Origin of the sequence: Nonomuraea bangladeshensis (assembly GCF_039529455.1) — a bacterium.
Taxonomy (GTDB): Bacteria; Actinomycetota; Actinomycetes; order Streptosporangiales; family Streptosporangiaceae; genus Nonomuraea; species Nonomuraea bangladeshensis.
On record NZ_BAAAMV010000008.1, the window covers coordinates 582,183 to 599,010 of the forward strand.

At 74.0% G+C, this 16,828-nt stretch carries 15 protein-coding genes; 9 read left to right on the forward strand and 6 right to left on the reverse strand.

Going from position 1 to position 16,828, the window contains the following annotated elements; translation table 11 throughout:
- Nucleotides 1-68: 68 nt before the first annotated feature.
- The 5 genes from ABD292_RS28815 (at nucleotide 69) to ABD292_RS28835 (ending at nucleotide 4,936) form a co-directional block, all read left to right on the forward strand.
- On the forward strand, nucleotides 69-965 hold the full coding sequence (locus ABD292_RS28815; RefSeq protein WP_344212666.1) for an ACP S-malonyltransferase: 897 nt from the start codon (nucleotides 69-71) through the stop codon (nucleotides 963-965).
- The gene (locus ABD292_RS28820; RefSeq protein WP_344212668.1) at nucleotides 962-1,918 is read left to right on the forward strand and encodes a beta-ketoacyl-ACP synthase III; all 957 of its coding nucleotides are present in this window, start codon (nucleotides 962-964) and stop codon (nucleotides 1,916-1,918) included. The genes ABD292_RS28815 and ABD292_RS28820 overlap by 4 nt, the downstream gene beginning before the upstream one ends.
- A 75-nt stretch (nucleotides 1,919-1,993) precedes the next feature.
- A complete protein-coding gene (locus tag ABD292_RS28825; protein ID WP_020541957.1) occupies nucleotides 1,994-2,233 on the forward strand; it encodes an acyl carrier protein in 240 nt (79 codons plus the stop codon).
- Nucleotides 2,234-2,278: 45 nt separating this feature from the next.
- Complete coding sequence (gene fabF, locus ABD292_RS28830; protein WP_344212671.1) at nucleotides 2,279-3,511, forward strand: beta-ketoacyl-ACP synthase II; 1,233 nt, start codon at nucleotides 2,279-2,281, stop codon at nucleotides 3,509-3,511.
- Nucleotides 3,512-4,936, forward strand: a complete 1,425-nt coding sequence (locus ABD292_RS28835) for an acyl-CoA carboxylase subunit beta (protein ID WP_344212673.1) — start codon at nucleotides 3,512-3,514, stop codon at nucleotides 4,934-4,936.
- A 159-nt stretch (nucleotides 4,937-5,095) separates the two neighbouring features.
- On the opposite strand, the gene ABD292_RS28840 is transcribed toward ABD292_RS28835, so the two are convergent.
- A complete protein-coding gene (locus ABD292_RS28840) occupies nucleotides 5,096-5,590 on the reverse strand; it encodes a DUF3145 domain-containing protein (RefSeq protein WP_091092164.1) in 495 nt (164 codons plus the stop codon).
- A 176-nt stretch (nucleotides 5,591-5,766) separates the two neighbouring features.
- Here ABD292_RS28840 and ABD292_RS28845 point away from each other — a divergent pair, with 176 nt between their 5' ends.
- From ABD292_RS28845 to ABD292_RS28860, 4 genes are all read left to right on the forward strand, one after another.
- Nucleotides 5,767-6,780: a S8 family peptidase gene (locus ABD292_RS28845; RefSeq protein WP_344212676.1), complete on the forward strand. Its 1,014-nt coding sequence runs from the start codon at nucleotides 5,767-5,769 to the stop codon at nucleotides 6,778-6,780.
- Nucleotides 6,781-6,853: 73 nt separating this feature from the next.
- Complete coding sequence (locus ABD292_RS28850; RefSeq protein WP_344212678.1) at nucleotides 6,854-7,393, forward strand: RNA polymerase sigma factor; 540 nt, start codon at nucleotides 6,854-6,856, stop codon at nucleotides 7,391-7,393.
- Nucleotides 7,390-7,842 (forward strand): hypothetical protein, encoded by a 453-nt coding sequence (locus ABD292_RS28855; RefSeq protein ID WP_344212680.1) that lies wholly within the window; start codon nucleotides 7,390-7,392, stop codon nucleotides 7,840-7,842. Before ABD292_RS28850 ends, ABD292_RS28855 begins: the two co-directional genes overlap by 4 nt.
- Before the next feature lie 76 nt (nucleotides 7,843-7,918).
- Nucleotides 7,919-10,435 carry a CHAT domain-containing protein gene (locus ABD292_RS28860; RefSeq protein WP_344212682.1) on the forward strand — a complete coding sequence of 839 codons (2,517 nt, stop codon included), beginning with the start codon at nucleotides 7,919-7,921 and terminating at the stop codon, nucleotides 10,433-10,435.
- Here ABD292_RS28860 and ABD292_RS28865 read toward each other — a convergent pair.
- The 5 genes from ABD292_RS28865 to ABD292_RS28885 all read right to left on the reverse strand — a co-directional run bounded on the left by ABD292_RS28865 (nucleotide 10,425) and on the right by ABD292_RS28885 (nucleotide 16,731).
- Nucleotides 10,425-10,952 carry a P-loop nucleotide/nucleoside kinase family protein gene (locus tag ABD292_RS28865; protein WP_344212684.1) on the reverse strand — a complete coding sequence of 176 codons (528 nt, stop codon included), beginning with the start codon at nucleotides 10,950-10,952 and terminating at the stop codon, nucleotides 10,425-10,427. The genes ABD292_RS28860 and ABD292_RS28865 overlap by 11 nt on opposite strands.
- Before the next feature lie 47 nt (nucleotides 10,953-10,999).
- Nucleotides 11,000-11,821: a sulfurtransferase gene (locus tag ABD292_RS28870; RefSeq protein ID WP_344212686.1), complete on the reverse strand. Its 822-nt coding sequence runs from the start codon at nucleotides 11,819-11,821 to the stop codon at nucleotides 11,000-11,002.
- Nucleotides 11,818-12,942 carry an alkaline phosphatase family protein gene (locus tag ABD292_RS28875; protein WP_344212688.1) on the reverse strand — a complete coding sequence of 375 codons (1,125 nt, stop codon included), beginning with the start codon at nucleotides 12,940-12,942 and terminating at the stop codon, nucleotides 11,818-11,820. Before ABD292_RS28875 ends, ABD292_RS28870 begins: the two co-directional genes overlap by 4 nt.
- Nucleotides 12,943-13,274: 332 nt before the next feature.
- A complete protein-coding gene (locus ABD292_RS28880; RefSeq protein ID WP_344212690.1) occupies nucleotides 13,275-13,868 on the reverse strand; it encodes a DUF5998 family protein in 594 nt (197 codons plus the stop codon).
- Nucleotides 13,869-14,019: 151 nt separating this feature from the next.
- Complete coding sequence (locus ABD292_RS28885; RefSeq protein WP_344212692.1) at nucleotides 14,020-16,731, reverse strand: bifunctional acetate--CoA ligase family protein/GNAT family N-acetyltransferase; 2,712 nt, start codon at nucleotides 16,729-16,731, stop codon at nucleotides 14,020-14,022.
- Between the last annotated feature and the right edge of the window lie 97 nt (nucleotides 16,732-16,828).

Genomic DNA, 16,828 nt, shown 5'->3' on the forward strand with positions numbered 1-16,828 from the left:
TAAGCCTGGACAAGGTTCGTATGGATCTCCAGCCGCGTGTCGAACCTCTACAGGGCATGGTGGAATGCGTGCTTGTACTCGTCGCTCCGGGCCAAGGTGCCCAAACTCCAGGCTTCCTCACTCCCTGGCTCGAGCTGCCCGGTCTCGCCGACCGGCTCGGCGCCTGGTCCGAGGTCGCCGGGATCGACCTGATCGCCTATGGCACGACCGCCGGCGCCGACGAGATCCGTGACACGGCCGTCGCCCAGCCGCTGCTCGTGGCCGCCGCGCTCGCCTCGGCCGAGGCCCTGGGCGTGCAGCCCGACGTGCTCGCCGGACACAGCGTGGGCGAGTTCGCCGCGGCCGCGCTGGCCGGGGTGCTCACGGCCGAGCAGGCGCTCTCCCTCGTCCGCGAGCGGGCCCAGGCCATGGCCAAGGCCGCGGCGATCACCGAGACCGGCATGACCGCCGTGCTCGGCGGCGCCGAGGACGAGGTGCTGGCCGCCATCGACAGGCACGGGCTCACTCCCGCCAACATCAACGGCGCCGGCCAGATCGTCGCCGGGGGCACGCTGGAGCAGCTCGCGGCCTTCGCCGACGACGCCCCGGCCCGCGCCCGGCTGCGCCCCCTGTCCGTGGCGGGCGCCTTCCACACCCGGCACATGGCGACGGCCGTGGAGAGCCTGCGCGCCGCCGCCGAGGCCCTCACGCCCGCCGACCCGCGGGTGACACTGCTCTCCAACGCCGACGGCCGATCGGTCGCCGGCGGCGCCGAGTTCGTCGAACGCCTGGTCAAGCAGGTCAGCAGCCCCGTCCGGTGGGACGCCTGCATGGAGACCATGGCCGGGCTCGGCGTCACCCGGATGATCGAGTTGCTGCCCGGCGGCACGCTGACCGGCCTCGCCAAGCGCGGGCTGCGCGGCGTCGAGACCGTGGCGCTGAAGACACCAGACGACCTCGAAGCGGCCAGGGAGCTGATCAAGTGAGGATTCCCGACATCGCCCCCGGCGCCCGGGTGCTGGCGCTCGGCCATTACCAGCCGGCCAACGTCGTCACCAACGACGACCTCGCCAAGACCATGGACACCAACGACGAGTGGATCCAGTCGCGCGTCGGCATCAAGGAGCGCAGGGTCGCCGCCGCGGGCGAGTCGGTCGAGGACATGGCCGCCATCGCGGGCGGCAAGGCGCTCGCCGCGAGCGGGCTGTCGCCCGACGACGTCGACCTGGTGATCGTCGCCACCTGCACGCTGGAGACGCAGATCCCCAACGCCGCGGCCATCGTGGCGCACCGCCTCGGCATCAAGTCGCCTGGCGCGTTCGACGTCAACGCCGCCTGCGCGGGCTTCTGCTACGCGCTCGCCACCGCCAGCGCCGCCGTACGCGGTGGTTCGGCCAGGAACGTCCTGGTCATCGGGAGCGAGAAGCTGTCGCAGTGGGTCGACTGGACCGACCGCTCCACCGCCGTGATCTTCGCGGACGGCGCGGGCGCCGCGGTCGTCGGCCCCGCCGAGACCCCCGGCATCGGCCCCGTGGTCTGGGGCAGCGCCGGCGACAAGTCCGACGCGATCGCGATCCAGGACCGCACGACCTTCCTCCACCAGGAGGGGCAGACGGTCTTCCGCTGGGCCACCACCGCGCTGCACCCGGTGGCCCTGGAGGCCTGCGAGCGGGCGGGCGTCGACCCGTCCGAGCTGTCGGCCTTCGTCCCCCATCAGGCCAACCTGCGCATCATCGAGGCGATCGCCCGTAAGCTGGGCGCCGACAAGGCCGCGGTGGCGCGCGACATCGTCACCGCGGGAAACACCTCCGCCGCCTCCATCCCGCTCGCGCTCTCGCGCATGCTGGAGCGCGGCGAGGTGCAATCCGGCGGGCTGGCGCTCGTGCTGGGCTTCGGCGCGGGGCTCACGTACGCGGGCCAAGTGATCGAGATCCCGTAGGATCCCGCCCGCACCACTCGCTTGCGCGGTCCTCGGGCCGCGCGGATCCAAGAAAAACTAAAGGAGAACAACGACATGGCTGCCACCGAGCAGGACATCCTTGCGGGCCTCGGCAAGATCATCAACGAGATCACCGGCATTCCGGCCTCCGAGGTGACCCCCGAGAAGAGCTTCGTGGACGACCTCGACATCGACTCCCTGTCCATGGTCGAGATCGCCGTGGCCGCCCAGGACGAGTTCGGCGTCGAGATCCCCGACGACCAGCTCAAGAACCTGAAGACGGTCAAGGACGTCCTCAACTTCATCCAGGGCTGAAAACCACCGCAGCACACAACTGATCACCAGCAAGGAGCGCGAAACGTGAGTGCGAACCGGGTACGTGTCGTCGTCACCGGGCTTGGCGCGACGACGCCCGTCGGTGGAGACGTCACCTCGACCTGGGCGGCGCTCCTCGCCGGTCAGTCGGGTGTCGAGACCCTCGCCGCGGACTGGATCGACACCGTCCCCGTGAAGTTCGCGGGGACGGCCGCCGTCGATCCGGCCGAGGTGCTGCCCCGGCCCGAGGCCCGCAGGCTCGACCGCAGCGAGCAGTTCGCGCTGGTGGCCGCACGGGAGGCCTGGCAGGACGCCGGCGCCCCCGAAGTGGCTCCCGAGCGGCTGGGCGTGGTGGTCTCCAGCGGCATCGGCGGCATCACCACCACGCTGAACGCCTACGACACCTACCGTGAGCGGGGCTGGAACCGCCTGTCGCCGTTCACCGTGCCCATGCTCATGCCCAACGGCCCGGCCGCCTGGATCGGCCTCGACCTGGGCGCTCAGGCGGGCGTGCACGCCACCGTGTCGGCGTGCGCCTCCGGCGCCGAGGCCATCGGCAGCGCCATGGACATGATCAGGGCCGGCCGCGCCGACGTCGTGGTGGCCGGCGGCACCGAGGCCGCCATCCACGGGCTCAACATCGCCGCCTTCGCCGCCGCGCGGGCCATGTCCACCCGCAACGACGACCCGGCCGGCGCGTCCCGCCCGTGGGACCGCGACCGCGACGGGTTCGTGCTCGGCGAGGGCGCCGGCATCATCGTGCTGGAGTCCGAGGAGCACGCCAAGGCGCGCGGCGCGCGCATCTACGCCTACTGCGCGGGCGTCGGCTACTCCGCCGACGCGCACCACATCACCCAGCCCGAGCCCGAGGGCCGGGGCATCATCATGGCCATGACCCAGGCGCTCAACAACGCCGGCGTCTCCGGCCAGGACATCAAGCACGTCAACGCGCACGCCACCTCGACCCCCGCGGGCGACGTCGGCGAGGTCCGGGCGATCGCCAAGGCCATCGGCACGCACCCGCTGGTCACCTCGACCAAGTCCATGACCGGGCACCTGCTCGGCGGCGCGGGCGGCATCGAGTCCGTCTTCACCATCAAGGCGCTGCAGGACCGGATCGTCCCCGCCACCATCAACCTGCACGACCTCGACGACGGCATCGAGGTGGATCTCGTCCACGGCGAGAATCGCAAGCTGCCCGAAGGCGACATCGCCGCAGTGAACAACTCGTTCGGCTTCGGCGGGCACAACGTGTCCGTCGTGTTCAAGGGGGCTTAAATGACCGTGCTCGACAACGGGGTGGTGAGGCCCGGCTCCGATCAGGAGCCCGCCGATCCCCGTGACCCACTCGTCCGCCTGTCGGCCCTGCTCGACGAGGGCTCGCTGCGGCTGATCACCCCGGAGGACAAGAGCGGCGTCCTCGCCGCCATGGGCCGCGTCGAAGGCGTGCCCGTCGTCTCCTTCTGCAGTGACGCCCGCTTCCAGGGCGGTGCGATGGGCAGCGAAGGCTGCGAGCACATCGTCCACGCCTACGACGTCGCCGTACGCGAGCGGGTGCCGGTCATCGGCATCTGGCACTCCGGCGGCGCCCGCCTCACCGAGGGCGTCGAGTCGCTGCACGCGGTCGGCAGGGTCTTCGCCGCCATGACCAAGGCGTCCGGTGTCGTCCCGCAGATCTCCGTGGTCGTCGGCCCTGCCGCGGGCGGCGCCGCCTACGGGCCGGCGCTCACCGACCTGGTCATCCTGGCCGACACCGGCCGCATCTTCGTCACCGGCCCCGACGTCGTCCGCAGCGTCACCGGCGAGAGCGTCGACGCCGCCGCGCTCGGCGGCCCCGAGCCGCACAGCAAGCGCAGCGGCGTCGTGCACGTCGTCACCAAGACCGAGACCGACGCCTACGTCAGGGCGCGCCAGCTCGCCACGCTCCTCGGCCACCAGGGGCGGGTGCGCGCGGGAGAAATCGAGGAAGTGGACTTCTCCACGCTGCTGCCGGAGTCCGCGCGGCGGGCCTACGACGTCAAGCCGCTCGTCAACGGCCTGCTCGACGAGCCCGGCATCGAGCTGCACCCCAAGTGGGCGCCGAACATCGTCACCTCGCTCGGCCGCCTCGGGGGCCGGACCGTCGGCGTCATCGCCAACAACCCGATGCGGCTCGGCGGCTGCCTCGACGCCACGTCCGCCGAGAAGGCCGCCCGGTTCGTACGCATGTGTGACGCGTTCGGCGTGCCGTTGGTTGTCCTGGTGGACGTTCCCGGTTACCTGCCGGGCGTCGGGCAGGAGCACGACGGCGTCGTACGGCGCGGCGCCAAGCTCCTGCACGCCTTCGCCGAGGCCTCGGTGCCGCGCGTCACGCTCGTCACGCGCAAGGCGTACGGCGGGGCGTACATCGCCATGAACTCCCGCGCCCTCGGCGCCACCAAGGTCTTCGCCTGGCCCACGACCGAGGTCGCGGTCATGGGTCCCGTGGCGGCGGTGCGCATCCTCAAGCGGCGCGAGCTGGCCGCCGCGGCCGAGGAGGATCGGGCGGCGCTGGAGGAGCGGCTGGCCGAGGAGCACCAGAAGCTGGCCGGCGGGCTCGAACGCGCTCAGGAGCTCGGGGTCATCGACGAGGTGATCAGCCCCGGGGAGACGCGCGGCGCCATCGCCAAGGTCCTCACCCAGGCCACCCCCGCCCGGGGCGCCCACGGCAACATCCCCCTGTAACACCGGCTTTCTCCGAAAGGCCCCGCACTCGCCCTCTTCCGGCGGCGAGCGCGGGGCTTTTCTGCTGCGTCAGGAACGGCGGGCGCCGCACACAGCCCAAAAGGCCCCGCACCGGCGATCGGTGGGGGCCTTTTCAGGGGGAGGTCGGGTGGGCGCCGGTCAGACGGCGGCGTGCAGCCAGCGGACGGGAGCGCCGTCCCCGGCGTACCGGAAGGGCTCGAGCTCCTCGTCCCACGGCCGGCCGAGCAGCTTGTCGAGCTCTTCCTCAAGCACACAGCGCCCCTGGGCGGCCAGCATCATCGCGGCCCGGAGCCGGTCCTCGGGGACCATGATGTCGCCGTTGACCCCGATGACCGCCGTGAAGGCGCCCAGGGTCGGCGTATAGCAGTGCCGGGAGCCGTCAACGCCCGGCGAGGCGTCCTCGGTGATCTCGAACCTGAGCCGCTGCCAGCCCATGAGCGAGGAGGCGATGGCGGCCGCGATGCCGGGCCTGCCCTCCCACTCGGCCTGCGCCCGTACGACGTTGGGCGCGGCGGGCTGCGGCGTCCACGTCAGGTCTACGGGCACGCCAAGGACACCCGCGACCGCCCATTCGATATGAGGGCACAGCGCGGGCTGAGCCGAGTGGACGTAAAGGACGCCACGTGCAGACACCGGACCTCCCGTTCGGTACGAGGTGCGCCTTCCCCAACGGCCTCGTACATAGGGATGATCACAAGTGACTAGGGAGAGACTACCGTCGGTCGCCACCCGGCACCAGTGGGGGGCCATACCAAGTTGGTGCGGGAGTGTCGCGTGACACCTGGTGCGGGCGGGAAACATACGTCGCCATGAACTTCCAATCTGTCGGCGAGGCGCTCATCCGTCCAGGTCAGCTGCTGGGCGACCGGAGCACCTTGTCCGCCGTCGCCCGGTGGACCCAGGCCGTCTCCGAGGCGGACGGGGTCTGCGTCGCGCACCTGTCGCCCGGGGTGGACCCCTGCGAGCTCGCCTCCGAGCTGCACGCCAGGGGCCTGCGGGCCTCACCCAACCACGTGTTCCGCGGCCAGCCGCTGTTCTTCGGCGGCCCGGCGTCGCGGCCGTTCCCGGTGGAGCCGATCCCGTACCGGCCGGTCAGGAACCGTTCCGCGGCGACGGTGGCGGTGCTCGACACGGGCGTGGCCAAGCATCCGTGGTGGTCGGGCACGGAGTGGTTCGCCCGCGTGGGCCCGGAGGACGCCGACGCGGCCGAGGGACAGCAGGCGGGGCACGGGACGTTCATCGCGGGCCTGCTGGCGCGCCTGGCGCCCGGCGTGTCGCTGCGGGTGCGGCGGGTGCTGGACGGCGACGGCGTCGGCGACGAGGCGAGCGTGATCCGCGCGCTGCACCGCCTGCGCGAGGACCCGCCCGACGTGATCAACCTGTCCTTCGGCGGCCACACCTTCGACGACCGGCCGCCGCCCCTGCTGAACGACGCGATCGCGGCGCTGAGCGACACCGTGACCGTGGCCTGCGCCGGCAACACCGCCTCCGACCGCCCGTTCTGGCCGGCGGCGCTGCCCGCCGTGGTCGGCGTGGCGGCGCTGGAGGCGACGGGGCGGCGGCGCGCCGCCTACTCCGGCTACGGCACTTGGGTGGACGCCTGCGCACGCGGCGACTGGCTGGAGAGCAGCTATCCGGACCTCGGCGAGTTCGGCGGGTTCGCGACGTGGAGCGGCACGTCGTTCGCCGCGGCGCTGGTGTCGGGGACGATCGCGGCCGCGGCCGTCGCCGAGCCGGCCAAGGAGGTGGTGCGGCGGATGCTCGACGGGGATGGCGCCCGGCAAATTCCCGATCTGGGAGTTGTCGTTCCGGCGAGTCTGTAGAGTTTACGCTCAGTCCACGTTCGATCACGGGGAGGAATGATCGCCTCCCCGTCCCTGACGTGAAGGAGTCCTCGTGCACCCCCAGCGCGCCCCAGCGGAGCTGCTGCGAGCCGCCGCCGACGGCGATCGGTCGGCGTGGGACGCGCTCGAGGCCGAGTTCGGCCCGCTCATGTGGGCGGTGGCCCGCGCGAGCGGGCTCGGCGCCGCCGACGCGGCCGACGTGGTGCAGGGCGGCTGGCTGCGGCTGCTGCAGCGCCTGGAGGACATCAGGGAGCCCGAGCGGCTGGGCGCGTGGCTGGCCACGGTCGTGCGCCGCGAGGCGCTGCAGATCCTGCGCGAGGGCCGCCGTTCCGGCGTCCACGTCCTGGCGGCGGTCGAGGAGCCCGAGCCGGGCGCGGCCGTCCTCCGCGACGACGACCGGCAGTTGCTCTGGAAGGCGGTCTCCACCATGCACGAGCCCTGCCGCACGCTGCTGCAGCTGGTCGCGATCGACCTCGGGAGCCGGCAGACCGCTGCCCGGCTCGGGATGCCCATCGGCAGCGTCGGCCCCACCCGGGCCCGCTGCCTGGAAAAACTGCGCACTCTGATCTCATCTCAGGAGATGGCGCAATGATGGACGACGAGTATTTCCTGGCGGCGCTCCGGCTGGCCGCGGGGACCGACCCGCCCCCGGCCCACGTGACCACCGCCGCGCGCGAGGTCTACGGCCTGCGCGTCGCGGGCTCGCTCACCGCCGCCCCGGTCGCCGAGGCCATGCTCGCCGGCGCGGGGGCGCGGGGCGAGGACGGCTCGCACCTGGTGCGGTTCGTCGCCGACGGGCTGACGTTCGACCTGGAGGTGACGGTCGGCGACGGGCTCATCGACGTGGCCGGGCAGGTGCTCCCCTATCCCGGGGAGGACACGCTGGTCGACGTACGCACCCCGCATCTGACGTTGTCCCGGCGGATCAGCCGCAACGGCTGTTTCGCGGCCACCGGGCTGCCTCCGGGCTGGCTCAGCGTGGTCTGCCATCGGCCGGGGCACGCGCCCGTACAGACCCGCTGGGTGCGCATCCGACCGTGATCCGCCCGGCCACCTGGACCCGCGGCCCCGACGGGAGGGGCATGTCCTCAGCCGACCGTTCCCCTCGGGGCCGGCCATGAGCGACGCCCCCTGTCTGCTCGTCGAGGCGGCCGAGGCGGCCATGCTGCGTTCGCTGGTCGATCCCGAGCACGCCCTGCGCGCCGCCGGCACGGTGCTCGCCGCCGCCCGCCGGTCCGGCGCCCACGAGGCCGAGGCCGTGGCGCTGCGGGCCATGGCACTCGCCGACCGCGAGCTGGGCGACCTCGACAGCGCCGAGCGCCACCTGCGGGCCGCGATCGCCGTGCCGGGCGCGCCGCGCGAGCGGGTGGCGCAGGCGCGGCTGTCGCTGGTCACCGTACGCACCGAGCTCGGCCACCCCCTCCAGGCCCTCCGCGTGGCCGCCCTGGCCTGGGCCTACCTGCGCCCGCTCGACCGGGCCAAGCTCGACACCCAGCGCGCGGTCGCGCTCGCCCACCTGGGCCGCCACCAGGAGGCCATCGCCTCCTGCGACCGGGCGCTGCGCGCCCTCGTGCATGCCCCCGGCACCGTGGACGACCGCAGGTTCCTCGCCGGCGGGCTGCTCAACCGGGGCCTGGTCCGCTGCTGGCGGGGCGAGTGGGAGGCCGCCATGCGCGACCTCACCGCGTGCCTGGAGATCTCCCAGCACGCGGGCCTGCGCCACCTCGCCCGGCTCTCGGCCGCCAACCTGCCCTTCCTCTCCGTACGCAGGGGCGACATCGCCGGCGCCTTCCACTACTACCGGGAGGCCGAGGACACGCTGTTCGGCTATCCGGAGCGGCTCGCGACCATGCGGGCCGACTTCGCCGGCGCCCTGCTGGCCGCTCACCTGCCCGGCGAGGCCAGGGCGATGCTCGAGCTGGCCGTGCCGGACCTGGAGGCGTGCGGGGCGCGGGTGACGCTCGCCGAGGCGCGGCTGAAGCTGGCCCAGGTCGAGCTGCTCACCGGCGACCCGCACCGGGCGCTTCAGGTCGGCGAGCAGGCGGCGGAGGAGCTGGCCGGGCAGGAACGCACCTCGTGGCTGCCGCTGGCCAGAGAGGTCGTGCTGCGCTCGCGCCTCGCCCTCGGGCCCGTCACGCCCGAGCTGGTGTCCGGCCTGATCGCCTGCGCCGACGAGCTGGAGGACGGCCTCGCCCAGCTCCCGGGAGCGGCGGCGCTGCGGCTCACGGCGGCCGAGGCGGCGCTCGCGGTCGACGACCATCCGGCGGCCTCGGCGCAGCTCGCCCGGCTCACCCGGCACGCGGCCGTGGACGAGCGGCCCGACGAGCCGTACTCCGGCGGGCGGCTGGCCGGCGAGTGGCAGGTGCCCGCGCCGGTGCGGCAGCACGCGCTGGCGCTGGAGGCGGCGCTGCGCGAGGACGTGCCGGGCGCCTTCCGCGCGGTACGCGAAGGGCTGACCGAGATCGGCGAGGGCGTGGAGTGCTTCGACGACCCGTCGCTGCGGGCCCACGCGGCGCGGGCCGGGGAGCGGCTGGCGGCGTTCGGGCTCTCGCTGGCGGTGCGGGAGGGCCGGCCGGACGACGTGTTCGAGTGGGCCGAGCGGTGGCGGGCCGTCACGGCGCCCGCGCACGGCTCACCGGCGACCGATCCCGAGCGGGTGCGCGCGGAGCTGGGCCCGGGCGCCCTGGTGGAGTTCGTGATCGACGGGGAGTCGCTGCTCGCGGTGCTGGTCGGCGGGGAGCGGGTGCTGCTGCGCTGGCTGGGCGGGGTGCGGGCGGTCGAGGAGGCGGTCGTACGGCTGCGCTACGCGCTGCGGCGGCACGGCGAGCGGCGCGACTGGTCCGGATCCGCGGGCCCGGACGGCGGGAACGATCTGGAGGTCGCGGCGCAGGAGGTGGACCGGCTGCTGTTCGGGCCGCTCGACGCCGAGCTGGGCGGCGGGCCGCTGGTGGTGGTGCCGGTCGGAGCCCTGCACACGCTGCCCTGGAGCGCGCTGCCCAGCCTGCGCGAACGTCCGGTCGGCGTGGCGGCCAGCGCCGCAGGCTGGCTGCGGGCACGGGCGCGGCACGACCGGCGCGGCGCGGACGCGCCCCGGGTCGCCGCGGCGGCCGGGCCCGGCCTGACGCACGCGCACGCCGAGGTGGCGCACGTCCTGGCCTGCCATCGCGTCGCCGCCGAGATCCCCGCGCGCGGCGGCCGCGTCCTCGACGCCCTTGGCGAGGTGGACGTGCTGCACCTGGCCGCGCACGGCGTCTTCCACGCCCGCAGCCCCCTGATGTCCGGCATCACCCTGGACGACGGGCTGCTGATGGCCTACGACCTGCTGACGCTGGACCGGGCGCCGGAGCTGGTGGTGCTGTCGGCGTGCAACTCCGGCATGTCGCGCGCGCCGGTCGAGGGGGCGCCGCTGGGGCTGCCGGGGACGTTCCTGGCGCAGGGGACGTCGTGCGTGATCGCCGGGATGGTGCCGGTGCAGGACGAGGCGGCGCGGGCGGTGATGAGCGCCTTCCACGAGCTCGTCGCGGTCGGGCAGCCGCCGGACGCGGCCCTCGCCGCCGCCGCGGCCAAGACCGGCGTGTACGAGTTCACCTGCTTCGGCGCGGGCGACCGGCCGCTCTACCGACTCAGCCCTTGACGGCCTCCGCGATCCGCAGGGCGACCTGGGCGGGAGTGAGGTGCGTGGTGTCGACGACCTCGGCCTCGGCGTGCAGCCACGTACGGGCCGCTTCGGCGTAGGGCTCTAGGTGGTGGAGACGGAACGGGGAGGGGACGGGGCCGAGGAGCTTGTCCCCCTCGATGCGCCCGCGGAGGGTGTCCTGGTCGGCGTGGAGGACGAAGTGGCGTACCGGGATGTCATGGCGCGCGAGGCCCGTGCTGATCTCGCGCCAGTACTCCTCGACCAGGACGGTCATGGGCATCACCAGAGTGCCGCCGGTGTAGTCGAGCACGCGGCGGGCGGTCTCGACCACGAGCGGCCGCCACGGCGGCCAGTGCTGAAAGTTGCCCATCGCGGGCAGCCCCGGCGTGATGTCCATGAGCGCCTCGCCGACCTTCTCGGCGTTGAACACCCGTGAGTCCGGGATCAGCCGCTGCACGAGTGCACTGGTCGTCGTCTTGCCCGCGCCGTGGGTGCCGTTGATCCAGATGATCATGAGGTCCGATGCCAGCACCGCGCGGCTAACGCCCGCGGTTCCCGGCGCTAACCGCCGGTCGCGACCGGGCGGGCGGGGTCGGTCACCCAGTGGGACCAGGAGCCGACGTAGAGGGCGGCGGGCAGCCCGGCCAGCTCCAACGCCAGCACCTCGTGCGCCGCCGTCACGCCGGAGCCGCAGTAGGCGCCGGTCGGCACGCCCTCCCCCGCCCCGAGCGCGGCGAAGCGGGCCCGGAGCGCCGTGGGGTCGAGGAACCTGCCGTCGGGGCCGACGTTCTCGGTGGTGGGGGCGCTCACCGCGCCAGGGATGTGCCCGGCCACCGGATCGACCGGCTCGACCTCGCCCCGGAACCGCTCCCCCGCCCTCGCGTCGAGCAGCACGCCTTCCGTGGCGATCGCGCCGGCCTCGTCAGCGGTCAGGACCGGCATGCCGCCCGGCCGGGCGGTGAAGTCGCCCTCGGCGACGCCGGGGGTCTCCTTGGTCAGCGGCAGGCCCGCGGCCGTCCAGGCGGGCAGGCCGCCGTCGAGCACGCGTACGTCCTGGTAGCCGAAGTAGCGCAGCGCCCACCAGGCGCGGGCGGCGGAGGTGGAGCCGGCGTCGTCGTAGACGACGACCGGCCGCCCGTCGCGCACCCCGAGCCGGCGCATCGCGGCCTGGAACGCCTCCGCATCGGGCAGCGGGTGGCGGCCGCCACCGCCGGGGGGCGCGGCGAGGTCGTGGTCGAGGTCGCAGAAGACCGCGCCCGGCAGGTGGCCCTCGCGGTAGAGCTCGACGCCAGGGGGGCCGCCGAGCCGCCAGCGGACGTCCAGCAGCGTCACGTCGGGGCCGAGCGCGGCGAGGTCGGCGGCGGTGATCAGCGGGCCCGTCACGGGCGTACCTCCAGGAGCGGGACGTTCTGCTCGGCGGCGGTCATCGAGCCGTGGTAGCCGGTGAACAGCGCCTCGACGGGGTGGCGGGAAGGGGCGACGATGGCCAGGCCGTCGTGCGGGACCGCCACGACGTCGCCGATGCGCCCCAGCCACTCCTCGCGTACGCGGGGCCCGAACCAGCCGGAGTCCACAGCCTCCTGGCGCGAGACCACCCACGCCTTGCCGTGGAAGGTCTCGGCCCACGCCTCCAGCACGTGGCGGGCGGCGCCCGGCTCGGCGTAGACGTGCCTGGCCCGCGCCTCGCCGCCGAGCAGCGCGACGCCCTCCATCAGCTCGGGGACCTGCTCGGCGTCGACCTTCTCGGTGGCGTTGACCATGCCGTGGTCGGCGGTGACGTAGAGGGCGGAGCCGGGCGGCAGGCCCTCGGCCAGCCGGGCGGCCATGTCGTCCACGACGGCGAGCTGACGCAGCCATTCGTCACTGCCCCAGCCCACCATGTGGCCGGCGGCGTCGAGGTCGCCGTAGTAGACGGTGACGTGGGCGTGGGGCTCGCGCAGGGCCTCGTGCACGCGGGCGATGCGCTCGTCCACGGTGTCGGCCGCGAGGTAGCGGACGCCGCGGTAGACGGCCCTGGTCAGGCCGGTGCCCTCGAACTCGGCGGGGGCCACGTAGCTCGGCCGGACGCCGGCCTCGGCGGCCCGCTGGTAGACGGTCTTGGCGGGCTGCCACTGCTCGGGGTCCATGCTCAGGCCGCCGGGAAGGCTCCAGCGCAGGCAGTTGAACAGGTGACCGGTGCCGGGGACGGCGAGGGTCAGGCCCAGCATGCCGTGCTCGCCTGGGGTCATGCCGGTGCCGAGCGAGCACAGGCTCGTGACGGTGGTGGCGGGGAACCCGGCCGTGAGCGTGCGGGCGGTCAGGGAGGACAGGAACGGGGCGGCCTCGGGGTGAGCGCGCAGCAGGTCGGCGCCCAGGCCGTCGACGAGGAACAGGCAGACGCTGTCGGCGGGCGCCAGAGTCAGGCCGGCGTTCTCATGACGGGCGGGCTCGGGCACTCCCAAGGCGGCCAGCAGAGCGCCGGGCAGGTCGGCCAGCGACCCCCCGCCGTAGCCTGGCAGCAGCATGTCCACATCCTAGCCGTACGGGGGGAGACGGCCGGAGCCCACGCCACGGGCAGGCCGGGACCACGTGCGGCGGCTTTCCGCGGCGCACGGCGTAGCGGGACATCGGACGCGGCGGCGTTCCACTACGCAAGACGTAGCGGGACATCGGACGCGGCGGCGTTCCACAGCGCATGGCATAGCAGGCCACCGAGCGCGGCGGTGTGTCGCGACGGGCAGCGGAGCGCCCTTGGTCGCGGCGCTTTCGCGACGCGCGGCGGAGCCGGCCCTCGGCCGCGACCGGCCGGCGTGTCGCGACGGACGGCGGAGCGGGCCTCGGTCGCCGGGTGGGTGGGTCAGGCGCCGGCGGCGCGGGCGGTGGCCTCGGACAGGGCCTTGGCGAAGGCCAGGACGTGCGTGACCGCCTCCGGCCCGTCGGCCGCCTCGCTGACCCGGAGGGACAGGTCGTCGGCGGTGATGGCGCCGGTGTAGCCGTGGTCGGCCTCGCAGTTCTCGTCGCCGCAGGTGGCGGGTTCGAGATCGACGTGGGAGATGGCCCCCCAGCCGATGGTGAGCGTGACCTCGGTGGGCGGGACGCCCGGGACGTAGGAGGCGGGGTCGGGGACCACGCGGGTGACGGCGACCGACTGGACGCGGCTCAGCCGGACGGCCTCCGTGGTGGTGGAGGCGTGCGAGGTCGAGACGCCCTCGACCGCCGGGTGCTCGTCGGTGTGGCAGACCAGCAGCCGCGTGCCCGTCAGCACCAGGACCGTGACGTGCCTGCGCACCTCCATCGCAGGATCGAACGTGGCCTCGTGGTGCACCACGAACGCGGTCACTGCCTCCTTGCCCAGCGCGGATTCGACCGCATCGGTGACGAGGTCGGGATAGTAGCCGCTGCGCTCGATCGCTTCACGCAGGCCCGCGGCTGAGACTCGGGTTTCCCTCATGGCTCCATCCTGCCAGGGGTCGGCCGTGCACTCACCCGCCGGATATAACGCTCTATAACGTCTTTCGGACAGGCAGCAAGGGGCACACCGGCCACCTGTTTCGCGGCAAGCCGAAGACGCCCGCGTCCATAGCGGCCCTGGACGGCCCTGGTCACGACAACCTGCGCGGGCCCCCGTCGAGCCGTGGCCCCGCCGGCGTGCGCAGGGTCGCGCGGGCGCCGAGGATCATCACGCTCGACTCGCCGACGAGCACCTGGTCGAGGTCCAGACGGGCCACCTCGGGCAGGTCGTTGGCCAGGCGGCCGACCCGTACGAGCAGCTCCTCCAGGGCGTCGACGGCGACGGGCGGGTAGCCGTACTGGCCGAAGAGCAGCGGGGCGGCGCGTACCGACCGGACCAGGGCGGCGGCGTCCTCCGCCGTGAGCGGCGCCAGGCGGTAGCCCTGGTCCTGCAGGAGCCGCGCGGTCACCTCCCCCAGCCCGAACGACACCACCGGCCCGAACGCCGGGTCCTCGACCACCCCCACCACCGTGGGGACCGCGGGCTGCGGCGCCATCCGCTGGACGGCCAGCACCTTCTCGCCGAGCTGGTCGGCGAACTCGGCGTAGGCGTGGCGGACCATCTCGGGGCCGGTCAGGCCGAGGCGTACGGTGCCGGCCCGGCGCGAGGCTCCGGGGTCGGCCACCTTGAGCACCACCGGCCAGCCGAGGCGTTCGGCGGCGGCCACGGCTTCCTCGGGCGAGCGGACCATCTCGGCGGGCCACACGGTCAGGCCGTAGCAGGAGAGCAACTCGGCCGCGTCGATCTCGACCGGCGGCCCGGGCTCGGCGAACGCCGCCGAACGCACCCCGCGCCGCGTCCCGGCGGTCTCCGCAGCAGGCCCGGGCGTGGGCTCGGGGGCGGACAGGAGGTTGTGGACCAGGGTGCGGGCGCGGGCCGGGTCGAGGTCGTCGAGGGCGGGTGGCGGGGTGGCGGGCTGGGCGCGCCAGGCCGCGTACCTGGCCGCCTGGGCGAGGGCGCGGACCGCCTCCTCCGGAGCCGCGTACGAGGGAATGGACCCCCGCGCCGGCGCCGGCCGCTCCCGCGAGGCCCCCGGCTCGGTCACCTGGAGCGCGGGATGCATCCCCAGATGCCCCTCGAACGTCGTCAGCACCGGCTTCCCCGAGCCCTGGGACACCCGCAGCAGCTCGGCGGCCACGGCCTCGGCGTCGCCCGGCAGCGGCGGCATGTAGATCACGACGGCGGCGTCCACGCCGGCGGAGGCGAGCTCCCCCTCCAGCGCCGCGCCGAACTCGGCGGCTCCCGCCGCGGGCCCCAGGTTGACCGGGGGACGCGGTTCGAGGCCGGCCGCGAGGCAGGCGTCGGCGGCGAGCAGGCCGAGCGCGTCGGAGTTGGTGACCAGCGCGACCTTGGGCCCGGCGGGCAGCGGCTGGTAGGCCAGGAGCTGCCCCACGTCGAAGAGCTGGATGAGGTCGTCCACCCGGATCAGGCCCGCCTGGGCGAACAGCGAGCTGATCGCCGAGTCGGGCAGCCCCAGCTCCTCGGCCGAGTGCCCCGAGGGCGTGCCGCCGCTCTTGACCACCACGACCGGCTTGCGCCGGCTGATGCGCCGGGCCAGGCGGGTGAACTTGCGCGGGTTGCCCAGCGACTCCAGGTAGAGCAGGATCACCTCGGTCGCGTCGTCCTCCTCCCAGTACTGCAGGAGGTCGTTGCCGGACACGTCGGCCCGGTTGCCGGCCGAGACGAACGACGAGATGCCCATGCCGCGCTGCGCCACGCGCTGCAGCAGCGCGGTGCCGAGGGCGCCCGACTGGCTGAAGAAGCCGACCTTCCCCCGGCCGGGGACCGTGGCGGCGAGCGTGGCGTTGAGCCGTACGGAACGGTCGGTGTTGGCGATGCCGAGGCAGTTGGGGCCGACCACGCGCAGCCCGTACGAGCGGGCGGTGCGCGCCAGCTCGTCCTGCCGCTCGCGGCCCTCCGCGCCCGTCTCGCCGAACCCCGACGACACCACGACCAGCCCGTGCACGCCCTTCTGGGCGCACTCCTCGACCACGTCGAGCACGCTCTCGGCGGGCACGGCCACCACGGCGAGGTCGACGTCGCCGTCGATCGCGGTGACGCTCGGATAGGCGCGTACGCCCGCCACCGCCCGCACCTCGCGGTGCACCGGATAGACGGGGCCGGTGAAGTCGGCGGCCAGCAGGTTGCGCAGCACGGTCTGGCCGACGCCGCCCGGCTCGCGGGAGGCGCCGATGACCGCCACCGAGCCGGGCGTGAGCAGCCGGGCGATGGAACGGGACTCGGCGCGGTGCTCGCGGGAGGTGGTCACCTCGGCGGAGGTCTCGGTGGGGGTCAGGTCGAGCGTCATGCGGACGACGCCGTCGGCGAACCGGCTCTGCGCGGTGTAGCCCGCCTGGCGCAGCACGCCCATCATGCGCATGTTGGCGGGCAGCACGTCGGCGACGAAGGTCTCGATGCCCTGCTCGCGGGCGGTCGCGGCCAGGTGCTCGAGGAGCACGGACGCGACGCCGCGGCCCTGGTGGGCGTCCTCGACGAGGAAGGCCACCTCGGCCTCGCCTGGACCGGTCTTGTCGTAGCGGATGACCGCCACCATCTCGGTGCCGATCGTGGCGATCAGCGCGACGCGGTCGACGTAGTCGACGTTGGTGAAGCGCTCCACGTCGCGGTCCGACAGGCGCGGCCGCGGTCCGAAGAACCGGAAGTAGATCGACTCGTCGGACAGGCGTGAGTAGAAGGAGCGAAGGCGGTCCGCGTCGGCGGGCCTGATGGGGCGTACGTGAGCGGTGCCGCCGTCCGCCAGGACGACGTCGGCCTCCCAGTGGGCCGGATACTGTGCCTCCACAGCAACGAGCGTAGACCCGCATCCCAAATGCCAAGACCAGAGGCCGTTTTGGGCAACGCTTGTGCATCGACTCCCACCTCGTGTCGCCGGTCAGCCC

Bases quoted from the DNA above. Each gene is read 5' to 3' on its own strand.
- ABD292_RS28855 (WP_344212680.1), top strand. From the start codon at position 7,390: ATGATGGACGACGAGTATTTCCTGGCGGCGCTCCGGCTGGCCGCGGGG.
- ABD292_RS28860 (WP_344212682.1), top strand. From the start codon at position 7,919: ATGAGCGACGCCCCCTGTCTGCTCGTCGAGGCGGCCGAGGCGGCCATG.
- ABD292_RS28880 (WP_344212690.1), bottom strand. From the start codon at position 13,868: ATGAGGGAAACCCGAGTCTCAGCCGCGGGCCTGCGTGAAGCGATCGAG.
- ABD292_RS28865 (WP_344212684.1), bottom strand. From the start codon at position 10,952: ATGATCATCTGGATCAACGGCACCCACGGCGCGGGCAAGACGACGACC.
- ABD292_RS28835 (WP_344212673.1), top strand. From the start codon at position 3,512: ATGACCGTGCTCGACAACGGGGTGGTGAGGCCCGGCTCCGATCAGGAG.
- ABD292_RS28825 (WP_020541957.1), top strand. From the start codon at position 1,994: ATGGCTGCCACCGAGCAGGACATCCTTGCGGGCCTCGGCAAGATCATC.
- ABD292_RS28875 (WP_344212688.1), bottom strand. From the start codon at position 12,942: ATGCTGCTGCCAGGCTACGGCGGGGGGTCGCTGGCCGACCTGCCCGGC.
- ABD292_RS28845 (WP_344212676.1), top strand. From the start codon at position 5,767: ATGAACTTCCAATCTGTCGGCGAGGCGCTCATCCGTCCAGGTCAGCTG.